At 58.3% G+C, this 19,034-nt stretch carries 13 protein-coding genes and 1 pseudogene; 5 read left to right on the plus strand and 9 right to left on the minus strand.

Annotated features, from left to right (window positions below):
* Positions 1 to 56: 56 nt before the first annotated feature.
* From B0G82_RS33410 to B0G82_RS33420, 3 genes are all read right to left on the minus strand, one after another.
* Positions 57 to 1,358 (minus strand): DUF2254 domain-containing protein, encoded by a 1,302-nt coding sequence (locus B0G82_RS33410; protein ID WP_121311012.1) that lies wholly within the window; start codon positions 1,356 to 1,358, stop codon positions 57 to 59.
* Between the two features lie 560 nt (positions 1,359 to 1,918).
* Positions 1,919 to 3,265 (minus strand): sorbosone dehydrogenase family protein, encoded by a 1,347-nt coding sequence (locus tag B0G82_RS33415; protein ID WP_116144442.1) that lies wholly within the window; start codon positions 3,263 to 3,265, stop codon positions 1,919 to 1,921.
* A 558-nt stretch (positions 3,266 to 3,823) separates the two neighbouring features.
* Positions 3,824 to 5,563: a penicillin-binding protein 2 gene (locus B0G82_RS33420; RefSeq protein WP_199730199.1), complete on the minus strand. Its 1,740-nt coding sequence runs from the start codon at positions 5,561 to 5,563 to the stop codon at positions 3,824 to 3,826.
* A 636-nt stretch (positions 5,564 to 6,199) separates the two neighbouring features.
* On the opposite strand from B0G82_RS33420, the gene B0G82_RS33425 reads away from it, so the two are divergent.
* Positions 6,200 to 6,604 carry a hypothetical protein gene (locus B0G82_RS33425; RefSeq protein ID WP_241974947.1) on the plus strand — a complete coding sequence of 135 codons (405 nt, stop codon included), beginning with the start codon at positions 6,200 to 6,202 and terminating at the stop codon, positions 6,602 to 6,604.
* Positions 6,605 to 7,037: 433 nt separating this feature from the next.
* Here the strand turns inward: B0G82_RS33425 and B0G82_RS33430 are convergent, their stop codons facing one another.
* Positions 7,038 to 8,354 carry a chloride channel protein gene (locus tag B0G82_RS33430; protein WP_121310378.1) on the minus strand — a complete coding sequence of 439 codons (1,317 nt, stop codon included), beginning with the start codon at positions 8,352 to 8,354 and terminating at the stop codon, positions 7,038 to 7,040.
* A gap of 124 nt (positions 8,355 to 8,478) precedes the next feature.
* A complete protein-coding gene (locus tag B0G82_RS33435) occupies positions 8,479 to 9,144 on the minus strand; it encodes a DUF4396 domain-containing protein (RefSeq protein ID WP_121310379.1) in 666 nt (221 codons plus the stop codon).
* 2,018 nt (positions 9,145 to 11,162) lie between these two features.
* Between B0G82_RS33435 and B0G82_RS33440 the strand changes: the two genes are divergently transcribed.
* On the plus strand, positions 11,163 to 12,275 hold the full coding sequence (locus tag B0G82_RS33440; RefSeq protein ID WP_121310380.1) for a mechanosensitive ion channel family protein: 1,113 nt from the start codon (positions 11,163 to 11,165) through the stop codon (positions 12,273 to 12,275).
* Positions 12,276 to 12,908: 633 nt separating this feature from the next.
* Here the strand turns inward: B0G82_RS33440 and B0G82_RS33450 are convergent.
* Together B0G82_RS33450 and B0G82_RS33455 are read right to left on the minus strand one after the other, a co-directional pair.
* Complete coding sequence (locus B0G82_RS33450) at positions 12,909 to 14,777, minus strand: chloride channel protein (protein WP_121310381.1); 1,869 nt, start codon at positions 14,775 to 14,777, stop codon at positions 12,909 to 12,911.
* A 482-nt stretch (positions 14,778 to 15,259) separates the two neighbouring features.
* Positions 15,260 to 15,685: a helix-turn-helix domain-containing protein gene (locus tag B0G82_RS33455; RefSeq protein WP_121310382.1), complete on the minus strand. Its 426-nt coding sequence runs from the start codon at positions 15,683 to 15,685 to the stop codon at positions 15,260 to 15,262.
* A 208-nt stretch (positions 15,686 to 15,893) separates the two neighbouring features.
* On the opposite strand from B0G82_RS33455, the gene B0G82_RS33460 reads away from it, so the two are divergent.
* Both B0G82_RS33460 and B0G82_RS33465 read left to right on the plus strand, forming a co-directional pair.
* Positions 15,894 to 16,196: a hypothetical protein gene (locus B0G82_RS33460; RefSeq protein WP_121310383.1), complete on the plus strand. Its 303-nt coding sequence runs from the start codon at positions 15,894 to 15,896 to the stop codon at positions 16,194 to 16,196.
* Between the two features lie 527 nt (positions 16,197 to 16,723).
* On the plus strand, positions 16,724 to 17,053 hold the full coding sequence (locus B0G82_RS33465) for a DUF1840 domain-containing protein (protein WP_116144456.1): 330 nt from the start codon (positions 16,724 to 16,726) through the stop codon (positions 17,051 to 17,053).
* A gap of 571 nt (positions 17,054 to 17,624) precedes the next feature.
* Here the strand turns inward: B0G82_RS33465 and B0G82_RS33470 are convergent.
* Both B0G82_RS33470 and B0G82_RS33475 read right to left on the minus strand, forming a co-directional pair.
* A pseudogene (locus B0G82_RS33470) lies at positions 17,625 to 17,762 on the minus strand (universal stress protein); the annotation flags it as partial.
* A gap of 50 nt (positions 17,763 to 17,812) precedes the next feature.
* Positions 17,813 to 17,998 (minus strand): hypothetical protein, encoded by a 186-nt coding sequence (locus tag B0G82_RS33475; RefSeq protein WP_121310384.1) that lies wholly within the window; start codon positions 17,996 to 17,998, stop codon positions 17,813 to 17,815.
* A 529-nt stretch (positions 17,999 to 18,527) separates the two neighbouring features.
* Between B0G82_RS33475 and B0G82_RS33485 the strand changes: the two genes are divergently transcribed.
* Positions 18,528 to 19,028, plus strand: a complete 501-nt coding sequence (locus B0G82_RS33485; protein WP_241974949.1) for a hypothetical protein — start codon at positions 18,528 to 18,530, stop codon at positions 19,026 to 19,028.
* Positions 19,029 to 19,034 lie beyond the last annotated feature (6 nt).

Consider the following 19,034-nt stretch of genomic DNA (forward strand, 5'->3'; position numbering starts at 1 on the left):
TCCGCATCCCAGAGTCCGCGAACCTAGTCCGTGAACCTAGTCCTCTAACCGTTTCTTCAGAAGCATGGCCAATTTCTCGATTTTGATGCAAATTTGCCTTGGGTCTTACCGACCCTCGATGCGAGGACCCGCAACACCTCCTTGTCTTCCTCCAGTTGCAACGCGAGTTCCGCACGTCTCAATGCAAGCTCGGAATGTCTTTGAGCGGCAGCCTGATAGCCCGCGCTGTGCAGGCGCCCAAGCGACTCAAGCGCCTTCTGCAGTCGCATCCCCACTTCCACGAGTCCTGCACCGTCACGGGCGATGGGGCCGAAGAAGTCGTCGAACATATCATCCAGTTTCAGACCAGGAACGAAGATCCGGTCGCAGTCTACGTGGGCCTCAGCATTCACCTCGCCGGGTTGCGCCCACATTGAAAGTATCCGCACGCCGCGACCGATCACATCTATGGCCGTTCCCGGGTCGTTCACGGCCGGCGAGAGCGCACGCGACGCGATCTCCGTCAGGACCGAGATGCCGAACCTGGGGTCCTGATCAAACGATCGGCGCACACCGATCGAAAACGCGGCCCGAACCTGCTCCTCATCGATAGCCCTGGTGCTCACGACGCTTGCCAGAACAGTCTGCAGATCGACGAATGATCCCGGAATCGCCCGCACATATATTGCGCTGCTTCCGTGGTCAGTCAGGCGGGCCAGTGCCGGGATATCGACATGCATCACATAACCGACGCTGCACGCATGGATAGCTTTCGCGTTTGGGGGGACGTCGCGATAATCGAAAAGCCGGGCGCCTCCAAGAAAAGGCCGCCTCCGGCGATCTTCCAGTGCAGCAATCGCCGCCGCCTCGACACGATCCGTGGTTTCGCCCAATCGCCCAAGACGGGCGAGGTGGTCAATCCAGCGTAGCAAAGTGTAAACGATGAGCGCGATGACGCAGATCGTAACCGCGAACATCACGACCCTTCCGTTGTTCCCGTACAGACCGGTACTGAGCGCGATGATCCCGACGAGACTGAACAGGAATGAGCCGATAAAGGTTGCGAGAACATTCTGTGTCGTGGTGTCCTCGACGAGGAGCGGCGTCGCCCGCGGCGTTACGGTGTTCGTTGACGAGCCAAATGCTGACACCATGATATTCAGCGAAAACGTTGTCGTTGCAAGCATGCTTGACGCGATGATGCCAAGGATATTGTCGACTGCGTCCGCCCCAATATGCGCCGAAAGGCTCTCTGGAATGTATCTCTTGACGCCTAGCGCAAGCAGTGCTGTTGCCACACCAAGAGCGGATAAAAGGCCCGCACGAAACCATAGGCGCCTGACGATCCGTTTCAGTACCCATTGCCATCGCCCTATCATCTGCATCTCCCGTACGAACCGGCGTCGCCACATGCCCACACAATCATATGGTCAATGACGCGGCGTGTTTCCCGTACATCACTGCGTGGAGGAGACCACACAGCGTGTGCCGCATCATTACCACGCCACATTTGCGCTGCGCCATGCGGCTGGCGCGTCTACTGAATCGATGTCATGAAAAATTGTGAGTGCGTTGAAGACATCCCGCACCGGTCATTCCCGGCTTCGCGGCCTGAACTTCACTCGTCGCGTGTTCAGGCAGGAGCAATCGATGAAGACGAGGCCGCGTGTCGATCACCGGCTGAGTCAGGTGCACATTGGGACGGGCCCAGTCCAGCCTTAGCATGAAAAATTGATCGGCCAGATGGCATGCCCGCGGCGGCAACCATCTTCCGCGCCGCGGATCAATGCTACGCCCATGCAAGATAAGCGCTACTGTGCGTATTGATTTCATTTCCTCTCGATCCTTATCGCGGCCAGGCCGCACTGCGTGCCACATACGCCATTTGCCAGATGACCTTGCGTCGGCCCTGCCTGGGAACAAAGCGGCCACGACCGAGTCATTTACCTGCCGGCGCGATGCCCGCCGTTTTGGCCTTGTCGCGCGGCGCGACTCGCCAGACAGCGTTACCCACGTCGTCGGCCACCAGCAAGGCGCCGTGCGCGTCCAGCGCGACGCCGACCGGCCGCCCAACGGCGTGGCCGTCCGCCATCAGAAAGCCGCTCAGAAAATCTTCAGGTGTGCCGGCAGGCTTTCCATCGACAAACGGCACGAACACCACCTTGTAGCCGCTATGCGGCTTACGGTTCCACGATCCATGCTGGCCAACGAATGCGCCTCCGCGATAGTGAGCCGGGAACAGCGTCCGGTCGTAAAAGACCAGACCTAGCGAAGCCGTATGATTGCCGAGCGCATAGTCAGGCGGGATGGCCTTTGCCACCAGATCGGGGCGTTGCGGTTTGACGCGAGTGTCGATGTGCTGCCCGTAATAGCTGTATGGAAAGCCATAGAATGCGCCATCTTTCACGGCGGTCATGTAGTCGGGGACAAGATTGTTGCCGAGATCGTCCCGCTCGTTGACTGCCGCCCACAAGGCGCCACTTTCCGGTTGCCAGGCAAGTCCGTTGGGATTGCGCAATCCCGTCGCATAGGGCCGCACATGGCCCGTGTCGATATCAAACACGAGGATGCGCGCCCGCCCTTCTTCGGCGCCGACTCCATTTTCCCCTGCGTTGCTGTTCGATCCCACCGTGATGTACAGATGCTTGCCTGAGCGGTCGGCCAGAATATTTTTGGTCCAGTGATGGTTGATCGGCCCGGCCGGCAAGTCGGCAACCTTGACGCCGGGGCTTGTAATCTGGGTGGCGCCCGGCACGTAATCGAAGCGCAGCAGAGCGTCCGTATCGGCAACATAGAGTTGATTGCCGATGAGCGCCATTCCGAACGGCGAATGCAGGTCGCGCAGAAACACAGTCTGTGTCCTGGCGACGCCGCGGCCGTCCGCGTCGCGTAACAGCACGATGCGATCGGGGCTCGGCACACCGGAGCCGGCGCGCTTCATGACCTGCTTTCTGACCCAGCCGAACAGGCCGCTGCCTTCATCGTGTTCTTTTGGCGCGTCGCTCTCCGCTACGAGTACGTCACCGTTGGGCAGGGTGTAAAGCCAGCGCGGATGGGCGAGACCACCGGCAAATTCGGTGACGAGAAAGCCGGCGGGAGCGGTGGGCAAGAAGCCGTCGGGGCGCGCCTGAACGGGCGCGATGTTGACCATTGGAATCATCGACGATTCCGGAGCCGGAATGGCCGGCGACGCGCCGAAGCCCGCGTCGCCTGAACTTGATGGCCCGATTGCACAGGAAGCCAAGGGCAAAACCATGGAAACAACCAGACGATTTAGCAGGCGCATGTAGGTTCCCATCGATGATGGTCGGTTAATGATGCCTGAGGGATCAGCAAGAAACTGGCCTTGACATCGCCTGCTAATGCGCGAATTGATCCATGCTTGATCGAAAGTCCTCCGCCTTCAGGCGTGCTCGTTGTGCTGGCACGGCCGCCCTACCCAGCATCAGATTTCCTTAAGGTACGGCCCGCTAGCATGGGTTCGATTTGTGCAATGCTCTTTTTGGGTCTTCGGTTCAAAATTCCGCAAGCTGCGCGCGCTGTCCTCCACTCAATCAAATTGTGACAACTTGATAAGCAGAATTGGCGAGTCTACGAAATGAATTGTCCGGCATATGCGCGAGACCGAGCGAGCGAAAAGGACGCCGGCACCAGATGCGTGGTCTCAAAGTAAGGTTTGACGAATGTCTGCGGCGACCACACCCGGATCGTGCCCAGAAGAATTTCTGCGCGGACGACGCAACGGCACCGGGTAACCTCGACTATCTTGCAGGCCGAAAATAAATGTGTGTCACTTGAAGGTCGCGCGGCTGCAGCCGCGCACTGTAGCCGGCGGATCGATCAATCACGTGATCGGCGCGCTCTTGTCTTCCACAAAGCGCGAGCCGGGGTCGTCAGGCATGACGCCCAGCAGACTCATGGTTTTTGTCGCGACTTCAGAAAACACGGGACCAGCAACGGCGCCTCCGAAATGCGAGCCTTGACGTGGCCGGTCGATCGACACCGCGATAATCACGCGCGGATGTTGGGCGGGAACGACCCCGACAAAACTCGCCCGAAACTGCGACCGGTCGTATCCACGCGTTGTCCAGCGATAAGCCGTGCCGGTTTTTCCCGCCACGGTGTATCCAGGTACCGCCGCTTGTGGCGCCGTTCCGTCGTCGGAAACGACGGAACGCAGCATCGTCAGCACCTGTTCGCTGACAGCTGGCGAATAGACCCGGCGGCCGTACACAGGCTTGCCGCGTCGCGCATGAATCGTTGCGGGCAGGAACACGCCGTCATTTGCAAACACCGTGTACATCTGCGCGAGTTGCAACAGGGACGCCGACAAGCCATAGCCATATGACATGGTCGCCTGTTCAATCCGACGCCACTGCCGATAAGGACGCAATGTGCCCGCGGCGGCGCCAGGCAAACCGGCACGCGGCGCGCGCCCGACGCCGACCGCGCGGAAATTCATCCACATGTCGCGCGGCCTCATCAGCAGGGCAATCTTAGTCGTACCGATGTTGCTCGACTTCTGCAATACGCCAGAAACTGTCAACGTACCGAAGTTCTTGTCGTCGTGAATCACCGCGCCATCGAGCCGTAATCTTCCGCCATCTGTAGGAACCAAGGAGTGCGCAGAGACATCCCCGCGTTGCAACGCCAACGCAATAGTCAGGGGCTTCATCACCGAGCCTGGTTCGAACACATCGGTCACCGCATGATTGCGCACCCCCGCCCCGGTCCGCCCTGCACGGAGATTCGGATCGAAACTGGGCCAGTTCGCCATCGCGAGGATCTCGCCCGTATGCGCGTCCAGTACGATCGCCGAACCCGAGTGCGCATTGGTCCGTTCGACCGCTGCGCGGAGCGCGCTAAATGTCGCGTACTGAATAGGCTGATCAATTGAAAGCGTGACGTCCTTGCCACGCATGGGCTGCTTCAGCGAGAGCGTGTCGATCACCTGGCCACCTGCGTTGCGCAGCACGCGGCGACTGCCATCACGGCCAGTCAACCGTGCGTTGTCCACCTTTTCCATGCCTTCTTGCCCCGTGCCTTCCACGCCGGCAAAGCCGACCACGGGTGCTGCGATTGCTCCTTCAGGATAGTAGCGACAGTAATCGCGCTGTGCATATACGCCCGGCACATCGAGCCGTATGACGCGCGCTGCAACGTCCAATGGCACCTGCCGGCGTAGGTATGCAAATGACGTGCGTGAAGAAGCAATCGCGTCGATCCGCTGTGGATCGATATGGAGCAGGTGGGCAAGCGACTCCTCCTTCGCAGCCGATAACGGCTCGGTACCCGAAGCGTCCATCCACAGCGCGCGGGTGGGCAGGCTTAGTGCGAGCGGGCGGCCGTCGCGATCGAGAATGCGCCCGCGCGACGCATGAATGCCGAACTCGCGCACCTGGCGCAAATCGCCCTGCTTCTGATAGAAATCATCATTGATTCCTTGCACCCAGAGGGCTCGCACAGCAAGCGACAGAAACGCTGCCGAGAACGCCACGCCGATCGCGCGCGAGCGCCATCGGGGCAAGTTCTGTTGCCTGCTGGATTGCCGGGAAAAGTTGATAGTCTTCTGGTAAATGCGCATCGGGTCCGTGTCGGAGCACGCGGCCAGGCCGTCGTCACTGGAAAGACGCGAGCCGCAAACGCGAGAAGCTCGCAGGTGTCGCGCGATACTAGCACGGAGCGCTTTTCATTCTCCCGCTAGCGCAAGCAGTCCCTGATTGAAAGCAGGTAGATCCGGTCTGCCGCGCGCCCTTCAAAAAACTGTACTTCGGTGCGCCCGGCGGCATGCCACGCCTTGACGCCGATCGGCACGCCCCGAAAGAAGGTGCGCCCCTGCAAACGCACTGTCGACCCGACACGCGATCGATGTAAGTGACGGGTGCTTCGCTCCCACCGATCAGCGATGCATTCGACTACAGACGAAAGATCCTGTTCAGACGCAGCGGAATATTTCGGTGCTTTGGAAAACACTGAATCTTGCGCGGAGCAGGACATCAAGGCAACACAAACGAATGCTGTCAGAAACGGGCCGGCTCCCGTCCTGCGCTCAACCGGCATTCCCGCCCCTTCAAGGCATGGACGACCGCCTGATCCGCGTCTGCGCCGGCATCTCCCGGTACGCATCAAGGCCGTCGGCGCCCAGCGTCCGAATAGCGCGTGTATACTCATGACCTCTCCGTCTTGTCGAAATCACCCGCTATTACGGGCACCCCTCCGAATGAAGCTTACCACTGCCATTTTTCTGCTCTTCGCGTTTAGCTGGGCAATCCAACGTGTTCATGCGCAGCCGCAGTTGGATTCGCCTGAAGACTATGCATATCTTCGACGCATTCATGTGCCGGATGTCGTCGTCAATTGCGTCGCTGCTTTCGATCGCTGGGTTCGCACCGCGCCCCGCTACGACCTGTTCGTCATTTCCGAGCGCCGCGCGCTTTCGGCGAAAGTAATTGCAACTCCGGAGGGTTCTCGCGCCGGCTCTCTCACGTCTTTTGATACCGTGGTGCGGACTCCGGCGTTTGCGAAAGTACGCGGCAAGTTTGTATGGGTACCTGTGAATGCGACGTGTCAGGTGTGGCACGGGCACGTTGTCGGCCTGTCTGCCCAACAGGTTGCAGTGCAGTGAGGCGCACACACCGCCGCATCGTTGCGGCTACCGCGATCGCCTGCCCACGGATGAGCGTGTTCCAGCAGTACTGACACATTGCACCAAGGCTGTACGCTGGCACGACGCCTGGGAAAGCTCGGGGCTTGAGCGCCGATCCATGACCGGTCAGGTCGGGTTCCAATGCGTCCCGCTTTCCCCTGTCGCATCGGCATCGTCACGCAATGCCAGCATGCGGCGGGGGTAATTCAGCACTTCGGCGTCGCCGGTCCAGACCACCTTTTTTCGACCTGCGGACAAAAGCCAGCTTTCGCTGTGCGTTCGCAAGCGTCCTGATCTCTGAACTGACCGCCCGTCTGGGACGGTGCACAAACTCAGCTGCGCGTACCGAAGCCGCGCAGCAATCATGTTCCGAACGCTGAGGCTGAGGGCATTCTGCGAGCCCTGATCAGGATCAATTTTCGGCACGTGCGCTATAGCGCTCCGACAACGCCTCATACAGCGGCGGCGCAAACAGACGGGAGACCTGACTCGCAATCAGGGCGGTTGCCATGAGTGAGATCACCAGGGCGTGTCCGTTGATCATCTCAATTACGATGACAAACGAAGTGATTGGACTCTGCGTCACAGCCGCCAGATAGCCAACCATGCCGAGTGCGATCAGCATCGGCAACTGCATCTGGGAAAACACAAGATGGAGCGCATTGCCAATACCGGCGCCGATTGCAAGGGAAGGCGCGAAGAGGCCTCCCGGCACCCCGGGCAGGTATGAGCCGATCATCGATGCCATCTTGAGGACGGGATACAGAATGGTCAGATGGGCATGTTCGTCGAGCATGTCCCTCGCCTCGACATAGCCACTGCCAAAAGTGTGTCCGCCGGAGAACACACCGATTGCGGCGATGACGAGACCGCATCCCGCACCGAACAGGATCGGGTGCCGCGTGCGGCATTCCAGAATCATGGACGGCATCCATCTTTGGGTATTGAGAAGCAACCAGCAAAAGACGCCACCAGCGCCTCCCGCGACGATACCTGTGAGAACTACCGCGACGGCGAGCAGATCCGGAAAATGCGGTCCGACGTCGATCGTTCCGAAGTAGGTATAGTTTCCCTGTATGCCTAGTGCAACCACGCCTGCGAAAATGATAGCCGTGAGGAGTACGCCACTCGTTCGCTGTTCGAAGCTGCGGGTCAACTCCTCTATAGCGAAGACGACCCCTGCCAGTGGCGCGTTGAACGCCGCGGACAATCCCGCAGCCGCGCCCGCCAACGCCAACCGACGCTCAAGTGCTCCTCCTCGCATGGCGCGATATCGCTTCGGATAAAACTCACGCAAGTTAAACATCAGCGCCGCTCCAACATGAATCGTGGGCCCCTCCCGTCCGATAGTGAACCCACCGAGTATGGCGAGAAACGATACGAGTATTTTCCCGGCGAGAATTCTGAGGGTAAGAAGGCGCTCGCCCAGCCCCCGACGACTGTGCAGGGTCGCGATAACCTGGGGAATACCACTGCCTTCAGAACCGGGAAAATAGCGCAGCGTGAGCCAAACACATGCCGCACTGATTGCCGGCGTCACCAGTAATGGCAGCCAACGGTACCGGACAACGTATTGGAGAAATTCACCATACCCGAAATCAATCAGCCGGGCATAGGCCACCGCGATGAGTCCAACTGCGACCGCGCCCAGCCAGAAAACACCGTAATGAAGCCACAAGCGATGCACCCGCTGGAGGGTCCGTTTGTCAGCAAATGAGCGCAGGAGCATGGGAACAGGCGGAGCAAAAAGCTGTCAGTATAAGTGCCATGTGCCATCCGATGTCTGGCGAACTACACGAACGGACCCGATACCCGAAGCCACGCAGCGTGCGGAATAATCCACCAGTCCAAAGTCACATTTTTTCCTTGATCCCTCTTCGAATCAGCCACCAGTTGACTGGATACGTCGTCAGGAAACCCGCGATCATCGCAATTTGCATCATGAACCAGTATGTCCAGTCAGTTGGCTTCAGATCCGGATAAAGCGTGGCGCGAACCATCATCCACGAGAACATCCCTACCTGATATGCAACGAGCGAAAGCGTGTCGATCTTTACCGCCGTCATGAGACCCTTGACGATACTCAACCCACGCATAGGGGCGACGGAAAAGTACTGAAAGAGAATACCAAAGAGATAGGCGAGCACAAATCCGATGAGCATCTTTCCTAGCAGGTCCGAGCCGAACACCGTGATCGACAGTCCAAATGCCAGCCAGTCCCCGATAAAGTCGCCCAACGCGCAGCCCGCGCCGCAATGGGATGCTCCAGAAAACGTCGCCTGCCACATGGGCTTGTCTTTACTGTTCGAATCGTTGCGCCGATGCGCTCGTCCAAACCAGAAGTAAAAGATCAGCCCGATTGGGCCGAGGTACAGCATCGTCAGCGGCCAGACAATCTCCATGATTTTCATCCGCTGACGCCGCGCGCATACAAATAGATCGACGACAACCCAAGCTGCCGACACAACAGAAAGCAGAAGGTACAGTTTCGCAATCGCATCCAGTGTGTCGCGTGTCATTGGCATTTCTGAAAATAAAGACCTCCAAGCAATGAATGGTCCCGACTTCGGGTATGTCGCGCGTGTAGCGCGGGGCCTGCCCGCCCGAGCTATGCCGGGTAATTCCGCAGCGGCCGGAATATGCGCGGGGTTCCGGCGCAGAGCGCTTGCCCGCACGACCGCTGCAACCGCCTGTGCCGATATCACCGTTACGCAAGATTGCCAGATTCGATTGATGCCGTTTGGCGGCCATTTCGTGGTGAATTGCTTGCGAGTGCACCCAACGTGCGCCGCGCCGCCTCAATAGCGGCTTCATCGAATATCGTCCTTCGACCCGGCTGGGTGTGCGGCCGCAGTACTTCGACCGGAACTCGAGAATATCCGTACGCCAAGAACTGGGTTTCCAGGATGCCTCATACCCCTGCCCGAATGGAACGATTGATATCGATCCAAAGATCCGGTCCTACGGTTTCCGACGCGACAGACATCTGCGGCATTCCGACAGGACTGTCATACCTGTTTATCCGGAAGTGGCAAGGCAAAGATCCCCTCAATCTGGTCTGAGGCTAGCGACACGGGATCAGGCGAGCCCCGAGCAGTCGAAGCGCCCACGTATGGGCAACGAAACGCGCCAGCCGTGCGGTATTCAATATTCCACGGCTCATCCACACGGCGATGGTCCGCGTCTGTGCGACCTGCTCGCCGGACTGTGATTGATCTCAGCACGCAGTCAACGCAACGAAGTATCGGAAGAAGACTTGCTGGCGGTTTTATCATCTCTTTTCCGCGGCGCTCACGACATCATCGAGGCAATGATTGTCCTTCGATGTGCGATCCGGGGTGTTGAATCGAGTTCAGACAGGGCTCCTGCCAGATGCGGAGCACCCGAACTGAATACGTTCCGCTCGCGAAGACGGCGCCGACCCTGTCTTCGACAAGACTGCCAGGTGGGGAAAGAAAGACTACCGCCGTGATTCACGACAGCGATTCTCAATTGCAGCCAGATGGTCTCCTCCGCCGCATTTATCAGAAACCGCCCAACTATGATTGGCAAACCTTATTAATCCGCTGCGCGGGAAGACGTGGACAGGGCTGGCGGTCTCCGCGCACACGAACCGGTCACTATCCACCATAGGTCGACGGCAGCTTCCCATTCCGTCAATAATTGCTCCCGAATTTTCTGCGTTCCGCGCGCCAGCAAAATTATCGTCTTCCCAGCCTATGTCTCAACGAATCACGTGCATGTTCTAATGCCTCACCAACCGCGATGCGTTCGCTTATCTGGACCGTACCCGCCCCCCCGAATGGTTCGATGCACGCATATACGATTTCACCGGATACCGCATGCCTTGCCACCGTATCGACCCATACACAGCCGCCACCGGCACATTGTTCCGGCATTGTCTCGCTTATGATTTCAAAATCAGCATAGATTGCTGACTCTTTCATATCGCCTCCACCACGAAGCGGTGTAGCGCGTTAGCACCAAGCCACTCCCCACCGAGGACCAGCAACTGTCTGCCGCTGACTCAACTGTCATCGCAGTGCCTGGTGACGACTCGCCACAACCAAAAAAACAGCTGAAATTGAGTCATTTAGCGCGTTCGCCGGCACCACAGGTTATCGTGCACCGTCTATCGCCGCCGTAATGAAGTCCTCTGTCGTTGCGCTCCATTATATGTCACTGCGTGATGCAATTTGACAATCGAATTGAAAATACGTCCACCAGGGTATGCGCCGATACATCCAGGGCCGGTCTGCCGGTACTGCGGAGTTTGAAGCGAACATTCACAGCGAAGTCCTGCCAGTTCGAGCGGCCCGAGAATGTCGCCCGTGGAGAATGACAGCGGGAGGGCGACTATCCATGATTTGTCATGCGGGCGACATCTGCCTCGTCCCTAGGGACTTCGGGCATGCAATTCCGTCGACACCCTGTGCGCCCAATTTGCGGGAACTTTTCCCGGCGTACGCCGCCAGACAGTCGGTTGTAACAATTTGCGACATCCGACGTCGAACTCAACAATGGAGGGAATCTGCCAATGCAAAGATGGCTAGATCTGAACGCGTTTCTCGGGGTACCCGCCATGGCCTGGCTCTATGGAGCGGTTGCAGCGGTCATATCCTATTTTGCTCTGTCAATCGTTCTGCGCTTCGTGACCGCCCGACTTGAGAGCCTGGCGGAAAAGACTTCAACGAAGATCGACGACACACTCGTCGAAGTTCTGAAGAGCACACATGCCGCCACGGTACTGGTTGCCGCCCTGCTCATCGGCACCGAACTGCTTGGGTTAAACGACAGGTGGGACGCGCGTATCAATCACGTCTGGTTTCTTCTCATAGGCGTTCAGACCGCAATCTGGATCAACCAGGGCGTGCGATGCTGGACGGCCGGACGACTTAAAAATCAGGCTGAATCGGCACATAACCCTGTCATTACGACAATGTTGTCGTGGATGCTCAGGGGGTTGTTGTGGTCAGTCCTGCTGCTCGCCGTGCTGGCAAATATGGGTGTCAATATCACCGCCTTTGTAGCCAGCCTCGGCGTCGGCGGTGTAGCCGTAGCCCTTGCGGTCCAAAGTATTCTGAGCGATCTGTTCGCTTCGCTCGCGATCGGACTGGACAAGCCGTTCGAGATTGGTGACTTCATCGTCTTCGGAGATATTGCGGGAACCATCGAGCACGTCGGCCTCAAAACGACCCGCATCCGGAGTCTGAGCGGCGAGGAAATTGTCTGCAGCAATACCGAACTACTGAAAAATACGATACACAATTACAAACGCATGTCGGAACGGCGGATCGTCTTTGGATTCGGCGTGACTTATGAGGCAACTCCAGAGCAACTTCGCGCGATTCCGGACAAGGTCCGTGAAGCTGTGGAGAACGCGGGTGATACGCGATTCGATCGGGCTCACTTCAAACAGTTCGGAAAAAGCTCTCTCGACTTCGAAGTCGTCTATTACGTCACCGATCCTGGGTTCAACCTGTATATGGACATTCAACAGAAAATCAACTTGGCCCTGATGACCGAACTTGCTGATGCGGGAGTGAGATTTGCGTTGCCGACTCACACGCTTCATGTCGCCAGTGTTCCGGAAGAGGCGCTTCGCGCTCCCAGTGCGCCGCCCGCACGCCGTGCCGCTTTCCAGAACTGACGCGAAGCTACCAGCTATCCGGGCACTTCACAGAGAACCGAACTTCGGTGGTCGTCTGGGATCGAAAAAATTCTCGGCTTTCATGCCACAAAAAAGCCCGGCATTGCTACCGGGCTTCCAAAGGTCGCCCCGCGACATTTCGTGTGGTGATGCCCTTACTCAGCCCTGCCCAGAGACCATTCTTCGTCAGAATTTAATGAGGTAGTCACTCCCACCCGACACACGAGTTGCGCTGTCGGGTGTTTTGTTTATTAGGGGCGTTGTCCGTTGCCGCGCGCCGGTATCTGCATGGTCCTCTGCTACAGTCCGATGAAGTAAGTCCGCACCTCCATCTCGCCGGACCATATCTGAATGTCGAGCATGTCCTGAAACTCCACTGCGGCACCACGGTAGATACAGCAGAATCCCTGCGCTGTCCGATAGACGATTACCCACTCTGTCTCCGTGCCAGGCCCGGCAGTACCCTCTTCCGCGTCAAATGCGTGCCTGAATGTATCGAGATGCAGAAACTTACCGAGTCGCCTGCATGCTACATCTACGTCATGTACCAGTTTCATCATTTCCTCCTTCATCGACAGCGCGCTCGGGCTAGCATGCCGGAGGCAACGGTCGAATGAGTCATGGCGGCTGGCCTCAACCGGGAAAAATGCGGATGCTTCCCGCTACGGCGTCGGCAATGTGCTCTTTCGCTATCACGCCCAGCACACGAAGCGGACCGGGCCCGTCACGCCGTCCGACCACTACCGCCATTACTGCATGTTGTTTCGAGAGCCTGGATATGACGCCGAACGCAACATCCTTCTCCTGGACCACGATGAAATTGCGCTGCGCCAGCGTCCCGAGCGCTATATCCGAGTCGCTTTGACTGACTGCACGCCGCAGCCCTGTGTTGATACGCAAAACACCGTAGATCTCCTGTTCTCGGGTGACAACGACATGCCGGAAGGCGGGTCCGTCAAGGCGAGTCAGCAGGTCGCGAAAAGGTACTCCCGTATCAAGCACCAGCACATCGGTTTCCATGATCTGGGACGCGTTTTGAACGAGAAACATGTTGGCGTGCAGGGCGTTGGGAATCGGATGACCGCGCCGCACGAGCTTGAGCGTGTAGATACTTTCGGGAGAGAAAAGCCGGCGCGCGCCGAGGCTGAATGCAACAGCAATGATCATCGGCAACACAATGTCGTAGTCACGCGTCATTTCGAAGATCATAGCGACGGCGGTCATGGCGGCGCCCGTGCCGCCGCCTACCATCGCGCCCATGCCGACCATCGCAAAGGCCGGCGCACTAACCGGTGCGCCCGGGACAGTGGCTGCAATAAAGGACGCAAAAGCGGCGCCCAATGCGGCACCGATAAAAAGCGACGGCGAGAACACGCCGCCGGACGAACCGGATCCGAGGCTGACAGAAGTCGCGAGCGTCTTGCACAGGGCAAGCAGCAACAGAAATCCGCCGCCCTGGAGTTGACCGTAGAGGGTCGCCTGAATGGCGGCGTAGCCGACCCCCTCGATGTAGTAATGCCCCGCATGGCGCCACAGCAAATACATCGTTACACCGACGATCAGCATGCCGAGCGCGTGGCGGCGATAACGCCCCGGCACGCGCTCGAACACGTCTTCCGCCCAGTGCAGTGAGCGAATCAGCAGCGCGGCGGCCGCTCCGGTGAGCGCGCCCAGCAACGCATAGAGAATGAGCGTGAGAACACTGCCCGGTTCGTTCGGAATCGCACCCAGTTGCGCCGGGACAAAAAACGCTGGAGCCGCACCAAAGAACAGGCGACCGAGAAACGTCGCAGTCCCTGTAGCCAGGGCCACGGGCAAAAACGTGTTGACACTGATCTCTGGCATCATCAGTTCAGTGGCGAACAGCACGCCACCAATCGGCGTGTTGAAAGTTGCAGCGATTCCCGCACCGGCACCCGCCGCAACCAGAGTTATTCGCTGACCCGCCGTCATTCTGACCAGTTGTCCCAGCGTCGAACCAAGCGCGGAACCGATCTGGATGATTGGGCCCTCGCGTCCGACCGCGGCGCCCGAACCGATCGCTAACGCAGACGCGACCGATTTCACAACCGCCACCACGGGCCTGATCACACCGCGCTTGTAGTAAATCGCGTCCATGACCTCGGGAACGCCATGCCCTTTCGCTTCGGGCGCAAACGTACTCACAATCCACGTCACCGCCATGCCGCCGACTACGGGCACCAGAATGACAAATACGCCCCAGGGGGATGCAGGCGTGAAATGACTTGCATCATAGGCAAACGAGAAGCGCCCGAGAAAGAACGCATTGTGGACAAGCCCGATCAGGCTTCGGAACAGGACAGCTCCCAGCCCCGTTACGATCCCCACTACGAAAGCAAGCACACACAGCCAGCGCAGACCCACTGGGGCGACGGAATCGTCTTCATGCTGCATGGCCGGCTGGGGCTGCACCGGCGACACCTTGACGTGGCGCGAATTGATAGTCGCCGTGCTTTCAGGCCGATCGGATTCGTCATTCATGACTTGCCCCTATCGAAGCGCCAGACGGTTAGCGCTGCATGCGACGCCGCTGCGTCATTGACCACTCAAGCGAACCTCACTCAACACCTTGGAGCCGAGGACTGTGGCCAATTGGTCGAGTTCATTCGTGCCGACCTGATCGCGTATCGTCTAACATGAACGCCCGTTTTCACGACCTGCCTCGTTCACGGTTGGCGTCAACGCGCCCGCAGTATCCCGGGCGAAGCGGACGATGATAGTGCGCTGCTTTTGCGTTGCCGACTCTTCACGGCGACTAAACACCACCGAGACGTTGGCCGAGCCGTCTGGTGCATCTTCAGCCGTCTGCTTTGCGGACCTCTCTCTGATGCAGCTGTACTACACAGCGTAGAGTACGAAACTGGTTGCTACCAGAAACAGATGCAGGTCGATTCCGAGGCGCGAACCCATCAGCCGGCTCCCAGCAATTCACTGACCTGTTGGCGTGTCGTAAGGACGCTGCGTCAAGGATTCTCAGGCCCAGTCTTGAACGCCCATCCAACAGACTGGACTTCGGTCTTATGCAACAACGCAAGCCTCGCGAGGCATCGTTCTCCTTTCTTTAGCAGGTGTACTTCGACCTGCCGCCGATCCTCTGCGCTGGGTCTACGCGCGACAAGACCTGCCGCTTCGCAGCGGGAAACCAGCGCAACCGTGCCATGCGATGACGCTTGCAAGCGCTCGGCCAGTTCACCCACGGTCGCCCAGTCCCGCTCCGGAAAGCCGCCGATGTGAAGAAGCAACATGTATTGCAGCGGCGTAATCCCTTCAGCATGAACTATCTCTTCCGAAAAACGCAAAAATCGACGCAGCTGATAGCGAAAATCGGATAATTCTTGCAGCTCCGCTTTCGTTAGCTCATCAGTCTCCGCACGCTTTCTGGAAACCATTGCCTTATTCTCCTGTATCAACATCGAAGCTGGAAATGTATCACTTCATGACCTATAATCTCTGCCCGTATACGCTGGGGCCACTTATCCGCGAATGGTGCGGAACAGGAAGGCCATGCGTCCATGGCGACTAGCCAAAACACTCTGCAGGAACGGGACGACCGACTTCCAGATAGCGCGAAATCAGCGTTCGACCCGGAGGAGAAAGATGCAAACCTTCATTATTGCCTTTAGCGCCGCGCTCTCAGCACTAGCCGTCAGCACCGCTGCTGTTGCAGCGCCGGGGCATATCCTGCTGATCGGGATGACCGACCCCGCGACCGTCGACCCCGTCAGAAGCAACGGTGCCCCCACTGTGACAGCAGCGGTATCAAGGGTCCTGTACAGCCCGCCCTCTTTGTCGAAACGCAATCTCGTCCCTCTGTCGCTGCAAAAACTGGACTTCCACAGTGCGCACGCCGGCCAACAACTTCGTGGACAGGGATTTGGCTGGACGCCGGTTAGCAAATAATACCAGGTTCCGAGCGGCATCTCAGGCCGCGGCTGTGCCAAGATAGGCTTGGCACGCGGCAACGTGCAGCGCGCGTTGAGCACTTTTCCCATGAGATGAACGACCCGATCCGCCCTTCAGTCGTCGGGGGGGGCGTGCGCATATGCTGCCAGTCGCAAACCGGATTTCGGTGGCACACGACGAGACAAGGACGTCAGGCACATCTGAGAATATTTACATTAGTCATGATGTGACATAAAATCCAGTTAAGGCCTTCTCTGACTGGACCTGACGCGAGTTCATGGGAGCCCGCACGCAAGTGTGGCCAGCCGTAGGCTGGGGCACCCATGGGACCGTTCGTTCTCGTGGATTGTCGTTAGCCATACAGCAGGCCGCATGACATTAGTAGTCGGAAAGTTTTCATGTGCGCCCGCGAGTCCGTTGGCCCACCGCGTCAGCAAGTCGGCGGTCCCAGTTGCGGTAGGCAGATACGAACTGCGGTGCGAAAGAAATCATCGCGGTTCCGCGCTCGTTTAGGAGACTTCATCATGCTGATCACCTTCCGGTCACCTGCCGCGCCCGACGTGGTCATGCTCAAGAATCTTGCTCAATACCTGCTAAACCTCATAGGTAAGCATCTCGGATCAAGAGGCGTCATTGAGCACAATGAACTGCCTCGAGCGATTGTCCGTCTCGAAACAGCGATTTCCGAAGAAGCGCGGGCGGATGTTGCGCTCGAATCGCTTTACCACGTGCCGGACGCACACGGTCGCACTGTAGGTGAAGACCATCGAGGGCTCGCACAACGAGCGTGGCCGCTGCTGGATATGATGCGTGAAGCGAGCAAACAGAACGCGGACATTATATGGGGGCTTTAGGCAGAACTATGCTGACCAACCTGAAATGAGCAACCCCGAAAAACCGCGCCCCTTCCGCTCCGGTAGCGAGTAGTGAAAGTTGCGGCGCTTGCCCCCGTCTTTGCTCTCGATCGCGTTGTGCCTTATCACGGAACATGACATGTCGACGCTATTCTTGGGGCCCCGCGCGACGACTGTTGTTTTTTTCGGCGTCTTCTGCTTTTGCGCTGGCGCTTGCATTGCCAGTGCGGCCCCACAGTCTGGCCTCACGGCGTCTGCGCCGAACATTGTGACATCTGTCGGCCACAGGCGAGTGCTGGCTGAAGCTCGTCAACAAAGCATTGTCGAAGATATCACCTACTCGACGGGTGTCGCAGCTGTCGAGGTTGACGCGTATGGAATCAGTCCACTCGGCATATTGTCGGTCGGCCCTTTCATTTTCACCAGATGGCAAATGGCATGTTGTCTGGCCGCCGGTTGGCAGCGTCCAGCAAACCGCGATCAAAGGAGTCCTGCAAATGCCCAGCATGTCATCTTTGTCTGGCCCGCGACCTGAGTGACGCTGTCAGCAGTGCAAATCTGACCACCCCCCACTTCTAACCTCGAGAATGGACAACAGGTGTGTCTCTGCCCCCAACCGACTGGCCAATGCAGCGCCGCAACGCAACGCGTGTTGTCCTTCAGGCGTTGCGTCATAACACAGAAGAATGCGATCAAAAGGCGTTGACATCGGCTTTTCCTGAATGATCGGGCGCATCATACCGTCGTGCCAGTGGACGGCTAAGTGAACATTGGCACGGCCTCGATGAGGGCCACCCCCAGGAGGGCGCCAACAATAGCGCCAATCAGCTTCGGGTGCCACCGATCGAGGTGAAGCGCGGCAAGGAGGCTACCCAACAGAATGATTCCAAGAAACGCGAAGGCGATCACCAGATAGCCGAATTCGAAGTCATTGTTGATGACCATCACTCTTCTCCAATGTCTGATTGCAACATTCGCGGACGCCGTGACATTGCCTGCCACGGGACGCCAGCTGCACAAGAACAGCGTTCAGTTCATTATATGTCACTCTGTGATATACGCTGTGAGACTTGCCTATAGCGAGTTGTGCCAGCGCAGCATCGGGGGACTGATTGGAATCTTCGAAATCTTCGCCGACGTCGCACTGCCCCTTCACGATGGGAAGTGCGAATGGCACGAAGTCGCCCGCGAGTTCGGTGACGGACATCGGTAGACTGTACGCCCACGGCCTGCCAGGCCTTCGACGAAAAAAGGCCTAGCCTGCCATTTTCCGCGGGCGTCCGGCGCGGGCCGACATAGCACTTGGTCAGTGACATGCCTGGCATTAGCCGTGGGTGCCCGGACCGCGGGGCCGCCCGCGCAGTGCGCTTTTGAACGCGCGCCTTAGCGGCTAAACTATGTTTTTCGCATGGTACTGCCTTCCTTCGCGATTTGCGCCGCAGTCGCGATGGAGAGTTCGCACGGAACCCCTAGATTGACAGATCGAAATCCTCATCTTTTCCACGTGCTCAGAGTTGCAGCGTTGCTTTTACTCGTGCAATTGCCGTGCGCTGCCGCTTCGTACGCCGGGCAGCCAGCCTGGCTCGACGCACGCGTGTCCCAGGAGACAGTCGCGTCGACAATCTGCCACCGAGGCTACCTTGCTCAGGTGATGCCGTCTATTGACGCCCGGATCCGCCTGAAAGACAAACTCCTTGCACAACAGGGTATCGCGCCGTCGTTGACCTCTCACTATGCGCTGGATTTCCGCATGCCGGTGCTGCTGGGGGGCTCGCCGGACGCCCGCGAGAATCTTGACGTCCTTCCCTGGGAAGGCGACGACGGAGAGCGCCGTAAGCGCCGATTCACGGTTTTCTTGCGGCGTTGCGTCTGCGCCGACGAACTCCCGTTGAAACAGGCCCAACTGGCCATTTCTGGCAACTGGTCGCGTGAATATCCAAACCTCTGGTCATTGTCGTGCAAGGACATCAGGTGACAGGAG

It is taken from the genome of Paraburkholderia sp. BL17N1, from assembly GCF_003634175.1.
Taxonomy (GTDB): Bacteria; Pseudomonadota; Gammaproteobacteria; order Burkholderiales; family Burkholderiaceae; genus Paraburkholderia.

Bases quoted from the DNA above. Each gene is read 5' to 3' on its own strand.
- B0G82_RS33450 (WP_121310381.1), bottom strand. From the start codon at position 14,777: ATGAATGACGAATCCGATCGGCCTGAAAGCACGGCGACTATCAATTCG.
- B0G82_RS33460 (WP_121310383.1), top strand. From the start codon at position 15,894: ATGCAAACCTTCATTATTGCCTTTAGCGCCGCGCTCTCAGCACTAGCC.
- B0G82_RS33410 (WP_121311012.1), bottom strand. From the start codon at position 1,358: ATGATAGGGCGATGGCAATGGGTACTGAAACGGATCGTCAGGCGCCTA.
- B0G82_RS33465 (WP_116144456.1), top strand. From the start codon at position 16,724: ATGCTGATCACCTTCCGGTCACCTGCCGCGCCCGACGTGGTCATGCTC.
- B0G82_RS33430 (WP_121310378.1), bottom strand. From the start codon at position 8,354: ATGCTCCTGCGCTCATTTGCTGACAAACGGACCCTCCAGCGGGTGCAT.
- B0G82_RS33425 (WP_241974947.1), top strand. From the start codon at position 6,200: ATGAAGCTTACCACTGCCATTTTTCTGCTCTTCGCGTTTAGCTGGGCA.
- B0G82_RS33475 (WP_121310384.1), bottom strand. From the start codon at position 17,998: ATGGTCATCAACAATGACTTCGAATTCGGCTATCTGGTGATCGCCTTC.
- B0G82_RS33440 (WP_121310380.1), top strand. From the start codon at position 11,163: ATGCAAAGATGGCTAGATCTGAACGCGTTTCTCGGGGTACCCGCCATG.
- B0G82_RS33435 (WP_121310379.1), bottom strand. From the start codon at position 9,144: ATGACACGCGACACACTGGATGCGATTGCGAAACTGTACCTTCTGCTT.
- B0G82_RS33415 (WP_116144442.1), bottom strand. From the start codon at position 3,265: ATGCGCCTGCTAAATCGTCTGGTTGTTTCCATGGTTTTGCCCTTGGCT.
- B0G82_RS33420 (WP_199730199.1), bottom strand. From the start codon at position 5,563: ATGCGCATTTACCAGAAGACTATCAACTTTTCCCGGCAATCCAGCAGG.
- B0G82_RS33455 (WP_121310382.1), bottom strand. From the start codon at position 15,685: ATGGTTTCCAGAAAGCGTGCGGAGACTGATGAGCTAACGAAAGCGGAG.